Below are 17,381 nucleotides of genomic sequence, written 5' to 3'. Positions count from 1 at the left end.
GCAGGCCCTGGAGCAGGGGCCTTTTGGCCCCCTCGCTGCAGGGAGGCCGGGTTCAGCGCAGGGCGTCGATGCAGGAGAGCACGGCCTCCAGCGTCGACCGCCCGAGGCGGCGGCACCGCTCCGGTGACCAGCCGAGGTGCGGATCGCGACGGTTCGCGTTGTCCTTGAACGGCATCTCCAGACCCAGGGCCAGGCACCCGTAGCGCTCCGCCACGTACAGCGACGAGAGGCGGAGGTCGGCCTTGCCCGGGGGGTCCAGCTCGTAGCCGCGCGCGCGCTGGTACTCGCCGTCGATGCGCTCCAGCGTGGCGGCGAAGCGCTCTTCGAGCGAAGCGAGGCGCTGCGTGTAGCTGGGGACGCCCTCGGCCCCGTACGCGAACACGTAGGGGATGGACTCGTCCCCGTGCACGTCGAGGAACAGATCGACGCCGCCGGCCTGCATCGCCTCGCGCACGTGGAAGACCTCGGGGGCGGCGCTCCGGTCGGGGTAGAGCCACTCGCGGTTCAGATCGCGGCCGGCGGCGTTGGTGCGGTGGTTGCCGCGCGCGCAGCCGTCGGGGTTCATGCGGGGGACCAGGTAGACGACGGCCCTGTCCAGCAGGCCGCGCGCGACCCCATCGCCCTCGTCGAGCATGCGCCGCACCACGCCCTCCATGAACCACCCCGCCATGGTCTCGCCGGGGTGCTGGTGCGCGATGATCCAGACGCGCGGCACCGAGCGCCCCTGGTCGCCGCAGACGATGACGTTCATGGGCCTCCCCTCCAGGCTCTTGCCGACCTCGAAGACGCCGAGGGGCCTGCCCTGCTGTCCAGAGGCGCGCACCTGGTCGAGGAGCCCCTCGTAGCGGTCGGTGGGGTAGGGGGCGAAGCAGGCGTAGGCCACCACGTCGCGCTCGGGGCGGTGGTGAATGGCGAGGACCTGCCCGTCGTGCTCGGTGGGGACCCGGAACCAGTGCTCGCCATCGTACGAGGCGCACACCCCGTACTCCCACCAGCCGCCCGGGTACGAGGCCTGGCGCGCGTTGACGATGCGAAAGGTGCACGCGACGCCCGCGGCGTGCCGCACGCGGAAGTAGAACCACTGCATGTACTCGGCGGCGTTGTCGCCGCGGAGCGCGAGCGCGACCGAGGAGGGGTCCGAAGCGTTCAGGATCTCGATGCTGCCGCCGTCGAAGTCGCAGTCGATCTGCATGCGTCATGCTCTCACGGCGAGGCGTGGAGGGCACGCCGGAGAGCGCGCGCCGCATCGTCGACGGCGTGCTGCGCTGCGTCGGTCGGACGGCGTGGATCAGCCGAGAGGGTGAAGGGCCCGGCGAAGGGCGCGCGCGGCGTCATCGAAGCCATGGTGCGCCGCATCGACCATCGCCGACATGTTGAAGAAGCCGTGGATGAGGCCCTCGTAGGAGCGGTGCTCGACGGGGACGCCGGCCTCGGCGAGCGCCTTGGCGTAGGCGTCGCCCTCGTCGCGCAGAGGATCGAAGCCGGCGGTGAGGACCATCGCGGGGGGCTGGCCGCCGTGATCCCCGGCGAGCAGCGGGGAGGCGCGCGGATCGCGCTGCTCGGCCTCGCTGTTGAGGTAGGCGGCGAGGAAGATGTTGATGCTCGCCTCGGTGAGGAAGAAGCCCTCGCGGAAGTGGCGATGCGAGGGGAGGGAGCGGGTCATGTCGGTGGCCGGGTAGACGAGGAGCTGGAACACCGGCTTGTGCGCATCGCCGCGCGTCTCGCGGGCGACCACGGCGGCGAGGTTGCCCCCTGCGCTGTCACCCGCCACGGCGATGCGGGTGGGATCGCCGCCGAAGGTGGCGGCGTGCTCGGCGACCCAGCGGAAAGCGGCGAGGGCATCGTCGACGGCAGCGGGGAAGCGGTGCTCGGGGGCGAGGCGGTAATCGACGGCGACCACGATGGCCTCGGCCTTCACCGCGAGGCCCTGGCACTCCCCGTGGTGCGACACCAGCGAGCCGCGGCTGAAGCCCCCGCCGTGGAAGAAGACCACCACGGGCAGGGGGGCCGATCCCGCAGAGGGCGGGGTGTAGATGCGCACGGGGAGAGAGCCGTTCTCCACGGGGATGCGGCGGTCCTCGTGGGCGGGCGCGGGGCTCACGCGGGGCGTGATCAACCGGGAGCCCTCGTCCATGCGCTTGCGCGCCTCCACCGGATCCTCGGTCGCGTCGAGGGCGCCGCCGAGGCGCTCGTTGATGTAGATCAGCACCTGCATCTGCAGGTCGAGGACGTGGCCCTCGGGAGAGCGCTTCTCGGGCCCGACCAGGGCGCGGAGGAGGCGCGGTGGCGCATGGAGCAGGGCATAGGCGGCGCGGCGCTGCAGCTCGAGGCCGAGGGCCGGGAGGGCGTCCAATCGATCCTGGAGATCACTCAACTGAAAGGGCTTCACGAACACCTCGCTGGGTGGCGCCTCCGGGTGGCGCCTCTGGGTGGCGCCTCTGGGTGGCGCCTCTGGGTGGCGCCTCTGGGTGGCGCCTCTGGGTGGCGCCTCCGGGGGGCGCCTCAGTACGTCACGCCGGCGATGCGGCAGCCAAGCTCGGAGAGGGTACCGACGGCGGCGCCGAACATGCTGGCGTCGTCGGAGCTGGCGTTGCCCTGGAGGCTCCGCTTGTAGACTCCCTGCGCGATGGCCGCGAGGCGGAAGATGCCGAAGGCCATGAAGTAGGGCCAGTCGTCGATGCGGTCGCGCCCCGTGAGCGCGCAGTAGGTGGCGACCAGCTCGTCCTCGCTGGGGATGCCGCTCGCTGCGAAGTCGACGCCCACGAGGCTCCCGCGGCCCGGGAGGTTCAGGTGGTAGCCCATGCAGAGATACGCCAGGTCGCTGACGGGGTGGCCGAGCGTGGACAGCTCCCAGTCGATGATCGCGAGCGTGCGCGGAGGGCGTGGCTCACCGGAACCGCCCTCCTCCTCGGGCGAGAAGAGCGCGTTGTCGATGCGGTAGTCCCCGTGGATGAGCGTGGTCTCGTCGCGCGCCGGGGTGTTCGCGGCGAGCCAGGCCATGAGCGCGTTCATGGAGCGCACCTCGCCCGTCCGGGAGGCCTCGTACTGCTTCGACCAGCGCTGCACCTGGCGCTCGATGAAGCCCCCGACCTTGCCGTAGTCGCCGAGGCCGACGGCGGCGGGGTCGACGGTGTGGAGCGCGGCGAGGGCGCGGATGAAGTCGGCGTAGATGGCGCGGCGGGTGGCCGCGTCCTTCACCTCGGGCAAGCTCGGATCCCAGAAGATGCGGCCGGGGACGTAGCGCATCACGAAGAAGGGCGTGCCGATGACCGCGGGATCCTCGCAGAGGGCGAGCGTGGGTGGCACCGGCACGGGGGTATCGGCGAGGGCGCGCATGATGCGGTACTCGCGCTCGACGGCGTGGGCCGAGGGGAGGAGGTCACCCGGGGGCTTCTTGCGGAGCACGAGCTGCTGGGTGAGGGCCGAGGCCTCGCCCCCGTCTCCTTCGCCGCCACCGTGGGAGACGCCGATCCAGTAGGTGGGGTTGGACTGGCCGCCCTTGAACTGGCGGACGGTGACCGTGGCGCCCTCGCAGCCGTCGACGTGGCTCCCGAGCCAGCGCCCGAGGGAGGCCTCGTCGAGGCGATGGGCCTCGCGTGGCGGACGGGTCTGGGCGGGAGGGGTGAGGGCCTGCGTGGGCGTGTGCGTGGGCGTGAGGGGCTGATCGGAGGGCGTGAGCGTCATGGTGTGGTGCCATTGCCGGGCGCGGGCGCGGGCGCGCTGATGAGCGGCTCGTAGATCGACTCGTCGACCTTCTTCTTGAGCAGGACGGAGAGCAGGGCCATCATGGCGCGATCGAGGTCCGGATCCACCTCCCTGAGCTGCGCCTCCAGCGCTGGCTCGGCGAGATCGCGGATGCTCATCACGTCGAGCTTCCAGCCCCCGGCCTCGCGCTGGGCCTGGAACCCGGATCCGGCGGGGAGCGCCTCGGTCCCGGCCTTGACGCCGATGAGCGCCTCGTCGCCGTTGATGCGGATCTCCGCGGGCTCCACGGTGCTCACGTTGTCGCCCACCCAGCCGTTGTCGACGGCGACGGCGAAGAGGTCCTTGCCCGTCCAGCGCTCCAGATCGGCCCTGGGGATGCGGCCGCGCAGGATGAGGATCATCAGCCGATCCATGAGCGGCTGGGTCCGCAGCTCGGCCGCCGACATCTTGAGCGCGCCGACGCGCGTCGCCTCGAAGTAGGCGATGGTCTTCGCGCTGACCACGCCCACCGCCTCCGTGCCCTTGCGGTTCGCGATGGCGTCGCGGTAGCGCACGAACAGCGCGCGGGCGGCCTCCTTGTCCTGCGCCTCGCCCGGCTTCTCGGCGGCAGGCTCCGCCGCGGAGGACGACGCCTTCTCGCTCTGGCAGGCGGTGGCTGCCGACAAGGCAAGGGCGAGGGCGACGAGGGCGCGGATCCGAGGCATGGCCCCCGATACCAGCGCCGCCTCCGGACGTCGAGGCGCGCTGGTCTCCATCGGGCGCCACGGGAGATGTACGGGTGGGCTGGAGGTGCAGCGTCGCGGCTGGCTCCGCAGGTGGGTGGCGCTGCGGCGCGTCGCGCGCACGCCGCGACGGACTTCGGAGGAGCACCAGGCATTGGCGGTGGACGGCGGCGTGCCCGCGGGCGCAGGATGGGGGATCAAGGGGGATGCTGCGATGGGGGAGCGGCGGATCGGGAGACACTCCGTGGGGTTCGAGTCGCCCTGGCTGTTCAAGGCGACCTGCCGCGGGGACATGGACGAGGTGGACCTGCTGGAGCTCGCGGCGGAGCTACGGGAGGGCGCCGAGGGCCAGCCCTTCGTCTGCCTCCTCCTCGACCTGACCGAGGCCGAGGCGATGTCGTCCGAGGTCAGAAAGATCGCGGCCCGCGAGGCGGCGCTCATCCCGTACCGGGGCATCGGGGTGTTCGGGGCGCCCTTCCACGCGCGGGTCTTCCTGCGCCTTCTCATGGGCGCCTTCCAGGTCTTCGCGCCGCACCGGGTCGTCCCCTTCAGCTTCTTCGACACCGAAGTGGAGGCCAGGGCCTGGCTCCTTTCGCTCGCGAAGGACGGACCGCGCCAGGACGCCGCGCCGCCCGTCCAGCACATGAACGGGTGAGGGAACGCATGGCGGCTTGCCCCGCCCGTTCCGATGCGCAATAGCCGGCCCATGCGCATCGTCTGCATCGGGGGAGGTCCGGCGGGCCTGTACTTCGCGCTGCTCATGAAGAAGGCGCGTCCCGACAGCACCATCACCGTGCTCGAACGCAACCGCGCCGACGACACCTTCGGCTTCGGCGTCGTCTTCTCGGACGCCACCCTGGAGAACCTGGCCGAGGCCGACCTGCCCTCGTACCAGGCCATCACCCGGCAGTTCACCCACTGGGACGACATCGACATCCAGTACCGCGGGCAGATGCTCCGCTCGACGGGGCATGGCTTCTCGGGCCTCTCCCGCCAGACGCTCCTCGCCATCCTCCAGGAGCGCGCGCGCGGGCTCGGGGTCGACCTCCACTTCGAGCAGGAGATCCCCCCGGATGCCACGCTCCCGGGGGTGGACCTCCTGGTCGTCGCCGACGGGGTGAACAGCGCCCTCCGCACCCGGTTCGCGGCCTGGTTCAAGCCGCAGATCGACGAGAGGCCGAACCGCTTCGTCTGGCTCGGGACCACCTATCCCTTCGACGCCTTCACCTTCTGGTTCAAGGAGAGCCGCGACGGCCTCTTCATGGTCCACGCCTACCGCTACGAAGAGGGCCGCTCCACGTTCATCGTGGAGTGCTCGGCGGACACCTTCGCGCGGGCGGGGCTCGCCTCGGGGGACGAGGACGCCACGCTCGCCTACTGCGAACGGCTCTTCGCCGAGGAGCTGAAGGGCCACCGCCTCCTCAAGAACCGCTCGGTGTGGCGCCAGTTCCCGACCGTGAAGAATGCCCGCTGGCACCACGACCGCATGGTGCTCCTCGGCGACGCGGCGCACACCGCGCATTTCTCCATCGGCTCCGGCACCAAGCTCGCCATGGAGGACGCCATCGCCCTCGCCAGGGCCCTCACCGAGCGCAGGACGGTGCCGGAGGCGCTCGCCGCCTACGAGGACGAGCGGCAGAAGGCGGTGCAGAGCACCCAGCGGGCCGCGCAGGTGAGCCTCTCGTGGTTCGAGAGCGCCGAGCGCTACCTGGGCATGGAGCCCTTGCCCTTTGCCTTTGGCCTCCTCTCGCGCAGCCTGCGGGTCACCCACGAGAACCTCAAGCTGCGCGACCCCGCCTTCGTGGCTCAGGTCGACGCGCGCTTCGCCGGCCTCGCGGAGCGGCAGAGCGGCTGCACCATCTCCCGCACCCCCCGCGGAGAGCCGCCGCCGCCGATGTTCACCCCCTTCAAGCTCCGGGGCCTCCTCCTGCCCAACCGCGTCGTCGTCTCCCCGATGTGCATGTACTCGGCGGAGGAGGGGACCATCGACGACTGGCACCTCGTGCACCTCGGCAGCCGCGCCATGGGCGGCGCTGGCCTGGTGATGACCGAGATGACCGACGTCAGCGCCGAGGCGCGCATCACCCCGGGGTGCGCCGGCATCTACACCGCCGAGCACGCGCGCGCCTTCCAGCGCGTCGTCGACTTCGTCCACCGCCACACCCCCGCCAAGATCGGCATCCAGCTCGGCCACGCCGGCCGCAAGGGCGCCACGAGGCTGATGTGGGAGGGCATGGACCAGCCCCTCGAAGGCGGCAAATGGCCCCTCCTCTCGGCCTCGGCGCTCCCTTACTTCCCGCACAGCGACCTCCCCAAGGAGATGGACCGCGCCGACATGGACCGGGTGATCGCCGACTTCACCCGGGCCACCTCGCTCTGCGTCGAGGCCGGCTTCGACCTCCTGGAGCTGCACCTCGCGCACGGCTACCTCCTGGCCAGCTTCATCTCCCCGCTCACCAACCGCCGCACCGACGCCTACGGCGGCGCCATCGCCCAGCGCATGCGCTTCCCCCTGGAGGTCTTCGACGCGGTGCGCGCGGCCTGGCCTGCGGAGAGGCCCATGTCGGCGCGCATCTCGGCCGCGGACTGGGCGCCCGGGGGCCTCGAACCCGACGACGCTGTGGCTGTTGCCCGCATGCTCAAGGAGCATGGCTGCGACATCGTCGACGTCTCCTCGGGCCAGACCGTGGCCGAGGCCCGCCCTGCCTTCGGTCGCCTCTACCAGGTCCCCTTCAGCGACCGCGTGCGGCACGAGGTCGGCATCCCGACCATGGCCGTGGGGGCCATCAGCTCCTGGGCCGACGTGAACAGCGTCCTCGCCGCGGAGCGCGCCGACCTCTGCTGCCTCGGCCGCGCCCACCTCTACGACCCCTACTGGACCCGCCACGCGGCCCGCGACCAGGGCTTCCCCCTCCCCTGGCCCAGCCAGTACATGGTCGCCCAGGACTTTTCTCCCCGGTAAAGCTGCTGCGCGCCCCGCGTCGTCGGTCGGCCTCCCTCGAAATCCACTGTGGATTCCTCGGTCGGCCTTCCTGGCCGCGGGGCGCTCGCGACGCTTTCCCGGTCAGCTCTGGTGTGCCCCCTCTCCCCAATCCCGCCGCTCACGCTGGGTAGCGACCATCGGGAGCGTAGGGGCTGCAGGCCCCTGCTTTTAAGGTACGCAGCCGAGGGCGCGGCTGCGGGTGGAGGTGGCCTTGCTGGTGAGGGAGCCGGAGCTGGGGGGCCAGCGGTCGAGGAGCTGACGGTAGGCGGCGCAGGCGCCGGCGGTATCGCCCTGGGCCTCGCGGGCCAGACCCAGGTGGTGGTGCGCGACGGTGTGGGTCACCGGGAGCCGCAGCGCCGAGCAGGAGCGGGTCACCTCGGTCAGGTGCGGGATGGCCTCGGCGGAGCGACCGGCGAGCACGTACAGCTTCCCGAGCGCGGCCTCTGTCTCCAGGGTCCTGGCGGGCGGCAGCGGCGTGAAGCGGGGCAGCGCGGCCAGTGCTTCCTCCGCGTCGGCGGGCGTGCTCGCGGGCATCGCGTAGGCCTGGATCCACAGCATCGACCGCATCTCCCCGGCCGTCCGCGGCTCCCAGCCCTGGACCCAGGCCTCGCGCCGCTCCACGTACTGCGCCCGGCTGATCTGCTCGGCCTCGCGCTGCGCGTGCAGGAGGAGCACCGTCGTCTCCCGGTTGATGCGCGGCACCGTGCGCCGGTGCACCTCCAGGCTCCCGAGCAGCTCGGCCGCGTCGCGCCCTGCCTGGTGCACCTCTCCCAGCTCGCGCTGCAGCGCGATCATGAACTGCGCGCTCACCCGCCGGGTCACCGCGATCGTATCGCTCCGCTGGGCGAGATCGCGCGCCTCGCGCACGGCCCCGCGCAGATCGCCGGTGAGGGCTTGCAGGTACAGGTGGTGCAGTGCCCGCGAGTTCTCCGCGTACTCTGCGGACACCTGCGTCTGGTGCTGCTCCAGGGCTGCGCGCACCGCGGCGACGGGCCTCCCGAGCGCGTAGAGCGCCGTGGCCAGCTCGATGTGCCGCGAGAACAGCGTCGAGGCCTGGGTCAGGTAGCTCCGCGTGTCTTGCTCGAACTCATCGCAGCGGCCGGCGCGCTCGTGCATCAGACCCCGATCGCCGATGCAGTCGGTCGCCGCCGGGGACACCCGGATGCACTCCTCGATGGCGTCGTAGGCCTCCCCGCTGCGCCCGAGCAGCGTCAGCGCCCGGCTCCTCGCCTGCCAGCAATCGGCGTATTTCGGATCGAGATCGGTGCAGCGCGTGGCGACGTCGAGGCTCTCGGCGGGGTCTGTCGAGCGCACGAACATCGACAGGTGGTGCAGCAGCTCCAGATCGCCGGGGTAGCGGCGCGACGCCTCCCGGAAGCGCCGCAGGCTCTCGTCGCGGTCCTCCGGATCGCGCATGATCAGCGGCTCGTAGGCCTCGAGCAGCGCCTCGTCCCGCGGCGACAGCGACGACCGGAGCGAGATGGCCCGTTGCAGGTGCATGCGCGCCTCCGGGCTGCCCGTGTTCCGGTATGTCTGGGCGAGGCGCAGGTGCGCGGCGGCGAAGAACGAATCGAGCTTCTCGGCGCGGGCGAAGGCCTGGTGGGCCACCGACCACTGCGCGTCCCGGAATGCCTGCAGCCCCTCGCGGAAGGCGACGAGGGCCTGGGTGCTCGCGGTCTGGGGGGAGGGGAGGGCGGTGATGGGGACGGGGGTCGTCGAGGGCGACGCCGGGGACGGGGACGCCGCGGGCGCGCTGGTGGAGGTGGTTCCCGCCGGCTCGGACGACGACGACGGTGCCCAGCCTGCGGCGAGGGCCACGGCCACCCCGAGTGCCCCTGCCGCTGCGCCGACCAGGGGCCACCGGTGGCTCTTGCGGTGCTGGGACAGCGGAGATGGTGTCCCGGGGGGCGCGCTCAGCGTCGCCGCATCCCGGCGCACGTTCGCATCGGCCAGCGGGGGCAGGTCCGACGCCTTGCCCATGATCACGCTCATCCGGCGGCTGGAGGGCGCGTTCTGCTCCCCGAGGACGAACTCCTCCAGCAGATCCACCACCTCGTCCATCGACGCGAAGCGGTCCTCGCGCCGCTTCTCCAGCGTCCGCGCGAGGATGGCCCAGAGCGGCTCTGGCGCCTCGTGGAGCCGCGGCGGCGCGTCGCCGAGGATCCCGGCCACCACGGCGAGCATGTCTCGCCCATGCCCGAACGGCAGCTTCCCCGACAGCACCTCGTAGGCCGTCACCCCCCAGGAGAACTGATCGACCCGCTGATCGGAGTCCTCTCCACGGATCTGCTCTGGCGCCATGTAGGCTGGTGTCCCGAGCAGCTTCCCGGGGCTCGTCAGGGTCGAGGTCACGTCGTCGTCGGTGTCGTGCGAGGGCGGCGTGTAGGCCGAGCGCACCCGCCGCGCGATGCCGAAGTCCAGCACCTTGATCACCCCGTCGCTGCGGAGCATCACGTTCTCTGGCTTCACGTCGCGGTGCACCACCCCCACCCGGTGCGCGGCGGCCAGCGCGCGCGCCACGTCGAGCAGCCAGCGCAGCAGCACGATCTGGGGGATGCCTGCGCCGATGTACCGCCGGAGCGGGATCCCGTCGACCAGCTCCATGGCCAGGTACGGGGCTCCCGCGTGCTCGCCCACGTCGAACAGCGACACCGCGTTCGGATGGTTCAGGGCTGCGGCGGCGCGCGCCTCGCGGAGCACGGGGTTCGCGGACCCGCGCCAGCTCTCTGGCGCCACGTCGAGGACCCTGTTCAGCACCTTGAGGGCCACGTGACGGTGCAGTCGGGTATCGAGGGCGCGGTACACCTCGCCCATACCTCCCGCACCGAGGCTCTCCTCGATGACGTACCGGTCGAAGGTGTCGCCCGGTGTGAATCGCATCGGCAGCCATCATTGCATACTGGACGGGGAGCGTGTGTCCAGACGCGCGGTACGGCCTGCGTACGTCCCAGGTCTCTCGCCAGCGCCTCCTGCCTCGTGGGCCGCGCGGGCTGCGCGTGTCGGGAAAAGCCTGGAGTGCGTCTGCCGCGGCACCGCCGTGGGCTGCGCGGTCGGGTCACGGCGTCGAGGAGGGCGTATCGTCGTTGACGAGCAGCAGGGCCGTGTTGTGGAGCACCTCCTCGGTGCTCAGCGCCGCGGTGTACATGGCCGCGTAGAACATCGACCCCTTGAACGAGCGCAGCCCGACCTCCCGGTTCCCCAGCACGTAGTGGGTGTCTGGCACCAGCGCCACCAGCGCGTCCTGCGTCGGCACCGCGCCGCTGACCCGCGGCATGGGCGAGGCGTTCACGTACAGCCGCAGCCGCGCCTCTGGATCTTCCTGCGTGGTGTCCAGCACGACGTGCACCACCGCGCGCCCCAGGGCTGGCAGCGCGACTGGCCAGCTCCCCGCCAGGATGGAGTTGTTCCACCGGAACTGCAGCCGCGAGGTGCTGTTCGAGGTCAGCGAGAACGACCCTGACTGCTCGTCGAACCCGATGTGGCTGATCCGCGAGCTCTGGCTCACCACCGCGTCGATGTCGACGACCACCTCGATCGTGCCCTGCTGCGACCCGTTCAGCCGCGCCTCGAGCTTGGACCCTGGCACCGCCACCGACGCCCGCCCCGAGTCGCCGCTCACGTTCCACCCGAAGCCCCGGTGGCCGCCCTCCGTCACGAAGCTGAGCGCGCTGCTTCCCGTGACGGCGAGCGGCAGCGGATCCAGCGCTGCGTCGGCCAGCGTGCCCGTGGCCGCCCCGCTTCCCCCTTCGTCGATGAAGTACCGGACCAGCAGATCCCGGTCCACGAGCGCGCCTTTCCCCAGATCCCCCGCGCCCTCTCCGCCAGTCCCGCTGCCTGCCCCCCCGTACCCACCGCTGCCCGATCCTGCCGTACCGCCGGTCCCGCTCGGGCTCGTCGTGGACCCCGTCTCGCCCCCGGCGCCCCCGCTGCCTCCGGGCGTGCTGCCCCCCGAGCATGCCACGGGCCCGCTTGCGAGTGCCCCGACGAGCGCGCCGATGCCCGCGAAGGCCCCGACCTGATCACCGCGCCAGCTTCGCCACACAGATGTCCTCCTGGTCCTGAAGCTGCGCCGCCGTCCCCGTCGCCCCGCTCCCGAAGTCCACCGTCCCGACGCAGTCCCCGACGAGCACCAGGTTGCCCGACCCGTCGAGCGCCAGCACCCGCGGATCCTGATCCGCCACGTCCCCGAAGCGGCGCGCGAACACCTTCTCTCCCGCGGGCGACAGCTTCAGCACCAGCATGTCTCCCGCCCCTGCGCTGAGCAGCGCCTCGCCCTGGAAGTCCACCTGCCCCTCCAGCGTCATCCCGAGCAGCGCGTTCCCCTCGCCGTCGAACGTCGCCGCCCGGAAGATCTGCTCCCCGGCGCCCTGCAGCGCGTGCCCCCACACCGGGCTCCCCCCGCCGTCGAGCAGGATCACGAAGCCGTCGGCCGCGTCTTCGGCCTGCACGGTCTGGCCCATGATGTCCATCGCTCCCCCGAAGGACCCCCCCACGATCACCTGCTTGTCCGGCCCCACCGCGAGCGCCTCGGTCTGCTGCGCCCCGGCTCCCGAGAGCGCCGTCGCCTGCAGGGGCATGCCGTTGGCGCCGAACCTGGCCACGAAACCATCCTGCGTCCCCGCCGCCTGGAACGTCGCATCGCCCACCGTGAGCTGACTCGAGAAGAACCCCGTGACGACCACCTCCCCATCGGCTGCGAGCGCCACGTTGGTCACCCTGTCGTTGAGCGCCCCCCCGAGCCGGTGCTGCCACACCACCTCGCCGTCTCCATCGACGCGGAACACGAACCCGTCTTCCCCATCGGCGCTCGTGAGCGTCTCGGCCCCCAGGGTGATCGCCCCGTTGAAGTACCCCACCACCACCGCCCCGCCCGCGTCTGCCGCGACCGCGAGACCTGCCTGGTTCAGCGCGTTGCCGAACCGCTGACCCCACACCGCGCTGCCGTCCGGATCGAGCTTGAGCAGGAAGACATCGTTCGCGCCCGCGCTCGTGAGCACCGGGTTCCCGTTCATCGGGTCCATCGTGCTCTCGAACCTCCCCGTGACGTACACGAACCCGCCCGGATCCACCGCGAGCCCGCGCGCCTCCTGGATCTCCCCATCGCCGAAGCTCGTGCTCCACACCGCCTCGCCCGACCCGTCGAGCTTCGCCACGAACACGTCGTTCCCACCCTGGTTGCTCAGCGTGGTGCTCCCGAAGTCCAGATCGCTCGCGAAAGCCCCTGCGAGCAGCAGCGCCCCCGACCCGTCGAGCGCGAACGCGTAGGGCACATCGTCGCCGTCTCCCCCGAAGCGCCGGCTCCAGAGCGCGCAGTGATCGTTCACGGCCCCGTCGCAGTCCTCGTCGACCGCGACGCCGCTCACGCACTCCTCCAGGCTGGGGCGCACCTCCCCGAGGCAGATCCCCCCGTCGCCCACATCGCAGAACAGCCACCCCCGGCGGCAGACCCCCACGTCCGCCGTCCCCTCGGCCCCCCCGTAGCAGCTCCCCTGCTCGTCGACCTCCCCGTCGCAGTCCTCGTCGCGCCCGTCGCACGTCTCCGCCGCCGGGAGCTGCTGGTTCTGGCACGCGCCGAACGTCCCGTCGGCCTGACAGGCCACCAGTCCCCCCGTGCAGATCCCCGTCCCCTCGGTCCCTGGAGCTCCCGTGTAACAGGCCCTCACATCACCGAGCGAACACGCCTCTCCCGGCGTCCCGGCCCCCGTCCCGCTCGTCGGACCCGTGCCTTCTCCGACGCGCGGATCGTAGTCGTCCCAGGGGTGGGAACAGGCGCCCTGGAGCAGCGCGGCGACGAGGCCGAGGGCCCCTGCGGGGAGCAGGGCACGGCGGGCGAAGCGAAGACGCATGGCCATGACAGTCCGGCGCCGAGCCTACCACGGCGACCCGCGACTCCCTAAAACCTGCATCCCGCTGCGACCAGCCGTGATCGACCGCGACCAGCCGCGATCCGCTGTGACCGGCCGCGAGCAGCGCGGCCACACTCAGCGCGGCCGCACTCAGTAGGGATCGGCGGGGATCAGCGCCTCGTTCTCGACGGCGAGCGCCTGCCCCGGCACGTCGGTGGTCCCTGCGGGCAGCGCCACCGTGTCTCCTGCGACGAGCTTGTGGACCGTGAGCCCCGACATCGCGAACGGCACCCCGGGCTCGCACGACGTCGGCGGCGTGCTCGTCTTCATCAGGTACGCCGCCCCCTCCCCGTAGACGCGCCCCACCCCCTCCGGATCGATCGCCACCGCCGTGTACTCGTCGACGCCCAGCCCGATCGGCGCCGTCGACCAGCCATCCTGGATCAGGCGCCCCAGGAACGTCGCCAGCCGCCCCATCCTGTCGCGCGCCGCGAAGTGCTGATCGGTGATCACCCCCGCGAGCGGCGGCAGCGGCAGGAACCCCCGCTCCAGGGTCATGAACTCGTTGTACGGATCCTCGAGCGCCTCGCTCGAGTACACCGTGTCCACGTATGCCGCGAACATGAACTCCCCGAGCACCGCGCACCCCGCGCTGGTCCCCCCGAGCGCCGCGCCCCGGCCCCAGGCCTCCATCAGCGCGTCCTCCACCGCCGTCCCCATCCAGTTGTTCAAGTACGTCGCCTGGTCCCCGCCCGCGAGGAACACCGCCTCTGCGTTCCGCACCCGGAACGCCACGTAGGGATCGTTCGCGAGCTCCCGGCTGGTCACCAGCATCGTCTCCACGGAGTCGCAGCCGCCGATGTCCGAGTACAGGAAGTCGTTGTACCCATCCTCCCCGCTGGTCCGGAGCACCACCACGTCTCCGCCTGCCGCGAACGGCATCCACCACTCCAGCGACTCGATCACCTCGGCCGACCCGCCCATCAGGAGCAGCGCCGGCCCCGTCGGCGTCACGTCCGCGTCCAGCGCGTTGCCCGTCACGTAGTGGACCAGGTCCTCCGGCACCGGCGGCGCCCCATCGGACCCTCCGCCCTCGCCGCCCGCGCCGCCCTCGCCCGCGCCACCCGCGCCCGCGCCACCCGCGCCGCCCTCGTTGCCGGAGGCCCCCGCGTTGCCGGAGCCCCCGGTCCCGCCGTCCTCGGACGAGCAGGAGATCGCGAAGCAGGGGAGCGTCAGCGCGAGCAGCGACGCGAGCCAGGGTCGGAGCGAAGCAAGGGCGGTGGAACGATGCATCCGGCGAGCATCCGCCGCGCCCGGGACCACGTCAACCGCGTCCCGGCACGCCCCCTCCTCGCCCGCATCTCACGGCGCTCGTCTGCGCTCGTCTGCGCTCGTCCGCGCTCGTCCGCGCTCGTCTGCGCTCGTCCGCGCTCGTCTGCGCTCGTCTGCGCTCGTCTGCGCTCGTCTGCGCTCGTCCGCGCTCACGGCACGCCCCTCACGGCATGCCTCTCACGGCACGCCAGGGGGCGTCGCGAACTGCCCCGGGAACGGGTTTGCGTTCTGGCGGCGCCGGATCTCCTCCGGCGTCCACAGCGTCGCCCCCCGCTCGTGGAACAACGCGACGCCGATCACGCCCACGTTCCGCGTGTCCCCATGCTTCTTGCCTGCGTACGACCCGCGCACCGAGCCGAACCGGAACGCCGCCACCTCGTCCGCGCTCTGCCGGAACCCATCGATCACCAGCTCCCCGTTCGGTTCGAGCAGGTACCCCCGCTTCGGGAACGCCGCCGCCTGCCCGTCGATGACGTCCAGCCCATCCACCGACACCACGCACTCGAAGCGCTCCGAGGTCAGGTTGCGCAGCACGATGCTGTACCGCATCCCGTGCTCCCCCACGACGAAGCGGTTCCCCTCCGCCGTGAACCCGCTCAGGAACTGCCCCGCCTCGCCGCGCAGCCCGAGCTGCACCGCGCCGCTCGCCACGGTGAACGCCTGCGCCGCCGTGCGCTGGAACCCGGTGAGCCCCGCCATCGCCCGCGCCCCCTGCTCGTCGTTGTAGCTCAGGCTCACCAGCGCGAACGGCGACGTCGGATCGGCGCGCACGAACGGCGCCGTGGTGATCCGCGAGGTGCGCGTCTCCCCCCACTCCGTCCCGAGCCCGGGCCTCGCCCGCGGCGGCTGCGTGGCCGCAACCTCGTCCCCCGGCGGAGCCGACTCCTTCTTGCTCAACCTCCCCGCGCCATCGGTCCGCGCCGGGGTCGACGCCGGAGGTGGCGCCGGGGCCGGCTGGGTCGGCCTCACCGCACGCCCACCTGCGGCTCCCTGCGTCGCAGGCCCCGCGCTGGCGCTCCCCAGGCCATCGTCCGCACCCCCAGGCTCCGCCGGAGCCGGTGCTTCAGGCGCCTTGGCCTCGCCCGAGGCGCCATTGCCCACGTCGCCGTCACGGCTCCCTCCGGCCTCGCTGCCCGACGGCCCCTCCGCCGCGCTCTTCGGCGTCGTGCCCCCGCTACCCGCCACCTGACTGCCGCTGCAGCCCAGCACGGCCAGGGAGCACGCCGCCACCAAGAGAAGACCGATCCGCCGCATCCTGCCCATGTCACCCTCCGTGCCGCCCAAGCACCCGCACCGACCGCGCCAACCGCGCCGACTGTGGGGAGAACGGGGGCGCCCGGAGGAGCTTACACGCTCCCGCTGTTTTTCCGGGCGGCGGTCCCGGGAGCCGCATTCTCCCTCAGCGGTAGACGAACACACCCTTCAGATCCTCGGTCTGCGAGAGGGGCGTGGGGTTCTGACCCTTCGACATCGACGTCGCCCGGAACTGGTAGATCATCCCCGCGTCGAGCGGCGGACCCCCGTAGGTCACCCGCACCTCGCCGCCGCCGTTCACCTCGGGGACATCGAGGTCTTCCCAGACCAGGTCCCCGAACACGTCGAAGACCTGCACCGTGTACCCGCCCTCGCTGGAGTCGTCGGCCCACGCGAGCTCCGGCGTCCCCGACACCTCCTCCAGCCCCTCGGCCCCGGGGCTCAGCACCGCGAGCGCCTCCGTCACCTTGAACGTCGCATCCACAGCGTGATCGGCCCCGGCGATGGTGATCTCCAGGATCTCGGTGCCCCCGATCGAGGTGTCCGGATCGCGCACCAGATCGTCGTTCTCGAACGCCGCCAGCACCTTGTACGTCCCGTCCGGCACCCCCTCGATCGCGAACTCCCCGCTCACGCCCCCCGCGCGCAGCCCCCGCGGCGCCTCGCCGCGCTTCGTCGCCTCCACGAAGGTGTCCTTCACGACCAGGATCACGCTCGTCTCGCTGCCCCCCGGCGCGTTGACGATGGACACCTTCCCCCGCACCACGGCCGTCGCCGCGCCGAGGCTGTTCAGCAGCACGCCTCCGGTCTCCTCCCCGGCGCGCACCGTCGCCGCCGCGGGCGCGAGCTGCAGCCCGCCCGCGTAGCCGCGCACCTCGTGGTCCCCTGCGGGCACGTTGAAGACCGTGAACGCCCCGTCCACGTCGGCCGCGCCGGTCACCCCGCCCGCGACCACCAGCGTCCCCCCTGGCCTCTCGGCCACCACCGCGCCCGAGACCGTGCCGAGCCCCGCCACGTCCGGCAGCCCGAGCAGCGCGATGTCCGTGGCCACCGTCTCGATCCGCGGCGGATCTCCCGTGGCCGTGGCGAGATCGAGGGGCAGCGCCACCCGCGGCGCCCTCGGGAACGTCTCGTACCCGGACGCATCGGCGCGCAGCGTCACGCTCGCCGCCACGGGCTTGCCGTCCCTGTCCCGCCTCGCCGCCACCTGCAGCGTGTACGCCCCATCGGCGCCGCTCACCGCCACCCGCGACAGCGCCGCCTCGTTCGCGTCGCGCGCGATCACCCGCGCCCCCGCGAGGCCCGCCATCTCCAGGGCGTCGAGCACCCGCCCCTTCAAGGTCACCGGCGCGAAGCACCCAGGCCCGCCCCCCTCCACCTCCTCGCAGGCCAGGCCGGCGGCGCACCCCGTCTGGTCGAGCACCGAGCACCTCTCGGGCGCCTCGTTGCCGTCCTCGTCGCCCCCGCAGGCGGCGAAGGCGTACGCGAGGATGGAAGCGATCAGGAACCAGGAAGACGAGCGATGAAGCGTCATGAGCG

Annotated in this window: 12 protein-coding genes; 2 read left to right on the top strand and 10 right to left on the bottom strand. The window is 72.2% G+C overall.

Translation table 11 applies throughout. The features are described 5' to 3' along the window. Positions 1–52: 52 nt before the first annotated feature. The 4 genes from CAP_RS20040 to CAP_RS20025 all read right to left on the bottom strand — a co-directional run bounded on the left by CAP_RS20040 (position 53) and on the right by CAP_RS20025 (position 4,409). Positions 53–1,192 (bottom strand): M14 family metallopeptidase, encoded by a 1,140-nt coding sequence (locus CAP_RS20040; RefSeq protein ID WP_044243455.1) that lies wholly within the window; start codon positions 1,190–1,192, stop codon positions 53–55. Positions 1,193–1,288: 96 nt separating this feature from the next. Continuing rightward, on the bottom strand, positions 1,289–2,389 hold the full coding sequence (locus CAP_RS20035) for an alpha/beta hydrolase (RefSeq protein WP_156040963.1): 1,101 nt from the start codon (positions 2,387–2,389) through the stop codon (positions 1,289–1,291). Between the two features lie 113 nt (positions 2,390–2,502). Continuing rightward, positions 2,503–3,684 carry a phosphotransferase family protein gene (locus CAP_RS20030; protein ID WP_044243453.1) on the bottom strand — a complete coding sequence of 394 codons (1,182 nt, stop codon included), beginning with the start codon at positions 3,682–3,684 and terminating at the stop codon, positions 2,503–2,505. Then, positions 3,681–4,409, bottom strand: a complete 729-nt coding sequence (locus CAP_RS20025; RefSeq protein WP_044243451.1) for a hypothetical protein — start codon at positions 4,407–4,409, stop codon at positions 3,681–3,683. Before CAP_RS20025 ends, CAP_RS20030 begins: the two co-directional genes overlap by 4 nt. Here CAP_RS20025 and CAP_RS45030 point away from each other — a divergent pair. Both CAP_RS45030 and CAP_RS20015 read left to right on the top strand, forming a co-directional pair. Beyond that, entirely contained in the window at positions 4,408–5,082 is a 675-nt protein-coding gene (locus tag CAP_RS45030) for a SpoIIAA family protein (RefSeq protein ID WP_156040962.1), read from the top strand. The genes CAP_RS20025 and CAP_RS45030 overlap by 2 nt on opposite strands. A gap of 51 nt (positions 5,083–5,133) precedes the next feature. Then, the gene (locus CAP_RS20015; RefSeq protein WP_044243449.1) at positions 5,134–7,389 is read left to right on the top strand and encodes a bifunctional salicylyl-CoA 5-hydroxylase/oxidoreductase; all 2,256 of its coding nucleotides are present in this window, start codon (positions 5,134–5,136) and stop codon (positions 7,387–7,389) included. Between the two features lie 189 nt (positions 7,390–7,578). Here the strand turns inward: CAP_RS20015 and CAP_RS45025 are convergent, their stop codons facing one another. From CAP_RS45025 to CAP_RS19985, 6 genes are all read right to left on the bottom strand, one after another. After that, positions 7,579–10,290: a serine/threonine-protein kinase gene (locus CAP_RS45025; protein ID WP_052375539.1), complete on the bottom strand. Its 2,712-nt coding sequence runs from the start codon at positions 10,288–10,290 to the stop codon at positions 7,579–7,581. Between the two features lie 175 nt (positions 10,291–10,465). Then, a complete protein-coding gene (locus CAP_RS20005; protein ID WP_044243447.1) occupies positions 10,466–11,452 on the bottom strand; it encodes a LamG-like jellyroll fold domain-containing protein in 987 nt (328 codons plus the stop codon). After that, positions 11,430–13,256: a hypothetical protein gene (locus CAP_RS50660; protein ID WP_197041262.1), complete on the bottom strand. Its 1,827-nt coding sequence runs from the start codon at positions 13,254–13,256 to the stop codon at positions 11,430–11,432. The genes CAP_RS20005 and CAP_RS50660 overlap by 23 nt, the downstream gene beginning before the upstream one ends. A gap of 150 nt (positions 13,257–13,406) precedes the next feature. After that, on the bottom strand, positions 13,407–14,549 hold the full coding sequence (locus CAP_RS19995) for a cyanophycinase (protein ID WP_052375538.1): 1,143 nt from the start codon (positions 14,547–14,549) through the stop codon (positions 13,407–13,409). Positions 14,550–14,765: 216 nt separating this feature from the next. Then, a complete protein-coding gene (locus CAP_RS53795; protein WP_231511576.1) occupies positions 14,766–15,851 on the bottom strand; it encodes a hypothetical protein in 1,086 nt (361 codons plus the stop codon). Between the two features lie 136 nt (positions 15,852–15,987). Beyond that, positions 15,988–17,376 carry a hypothetical protein gene (locus tag CAP_RS19985; protein ID WP_081865066.1) on the bottom strand — a complete coding sequence of 463 codons (1,389 nt, stop codon included), beginning with the start codon at positions 17,374–17,376 and terminating at the stop codon, positions 15,988–15,990. Positions 17,377–17,381 lie beyond the last annotated feature (5 nt).

Origin of the sequence: Chondromyces apiculatus DSM 436 (assembly GCF_000601485.1) — a bacterium.
Classification (GTDB): Bacteria; Myxococcota_A; Polyangia; order Polyangiales; family Polyangiaceae; genus Chondromyces; species Chondromyces apiculatus.
This window is presented reverse-complemented; position numbering and strand designations above follow the sequence as displayed.

Coding starts and splice junctions, on each gene's coding strand:
- CAP_RS19995 (WP_052375538.1), bottom strand. CDS start 14,549: ATGCATCGTTCCACCGCCCTTGCTTCGCTCCGACCCTGGCTCGCGTCG.
- CAP_RS45025 (WP_052375539.1), bottom strand. CDS start 10,290: ATGCGATTCACACCGGGCGACACCTTCGACCGGTACGTCATCGAGGAG.
- CAP_RS19985 (WP_081865066.1), bottom strand. CDS start 17,376: ATGACGCTTCATCGCTCGTCTTCCTGGTTCCTGATCGCTTCCATCCTC.
- CAP_RS50660 (WP_197041262.1), bottom strand. CDS start 13,256: ATGCGTCTTCGCTTCGCCCGCCGTGCCCTGCTCCCCGCAGGGGCCCTC.
- CAP_RS45030 (WP_156040962.1), top strand. CDS start 4,408: ATGGCCCCCGATACCAGCGCCGCCTCCGGACGTCGAGGCGCGCTGGTC.
- CAP_RS20015 (WP_044243449.1), top strand. CDS start 5,134: ATGCGCATCGTCTGCATCGGGGGAGGTCCGGCGGGCCTGTACTTCGCG.
- CAP_RS20025 (WP_044243451.1), bottom strand. CDS start 4,409: ATGCCTCGGATCCGCGCCCTCGTCGCCCTCGCCCTTGCCTTGTCGGCA.
- CAP_RS20040 (WP_044243455.1), bottom strand. CDS start 1,192: ATGCAGATCGACTGCGACTTCGACGGCGGCAGCATCGAGATCCTGAAC.
- CAP_RS20030 (WP_044243453.1), bottom strand. CDS start 3,684: ATGACGCTCACGCCCTCCGATCAGCCCCTCACGCCCACGCACACGCCC.
- CAP_RS53795 (WP_231511576.1), bottom strand. CDS start 15,851: ATGGGCAGGATGCGGCGGATCGGTCTTCTCTTGGTGGCGGCGTGCTCC.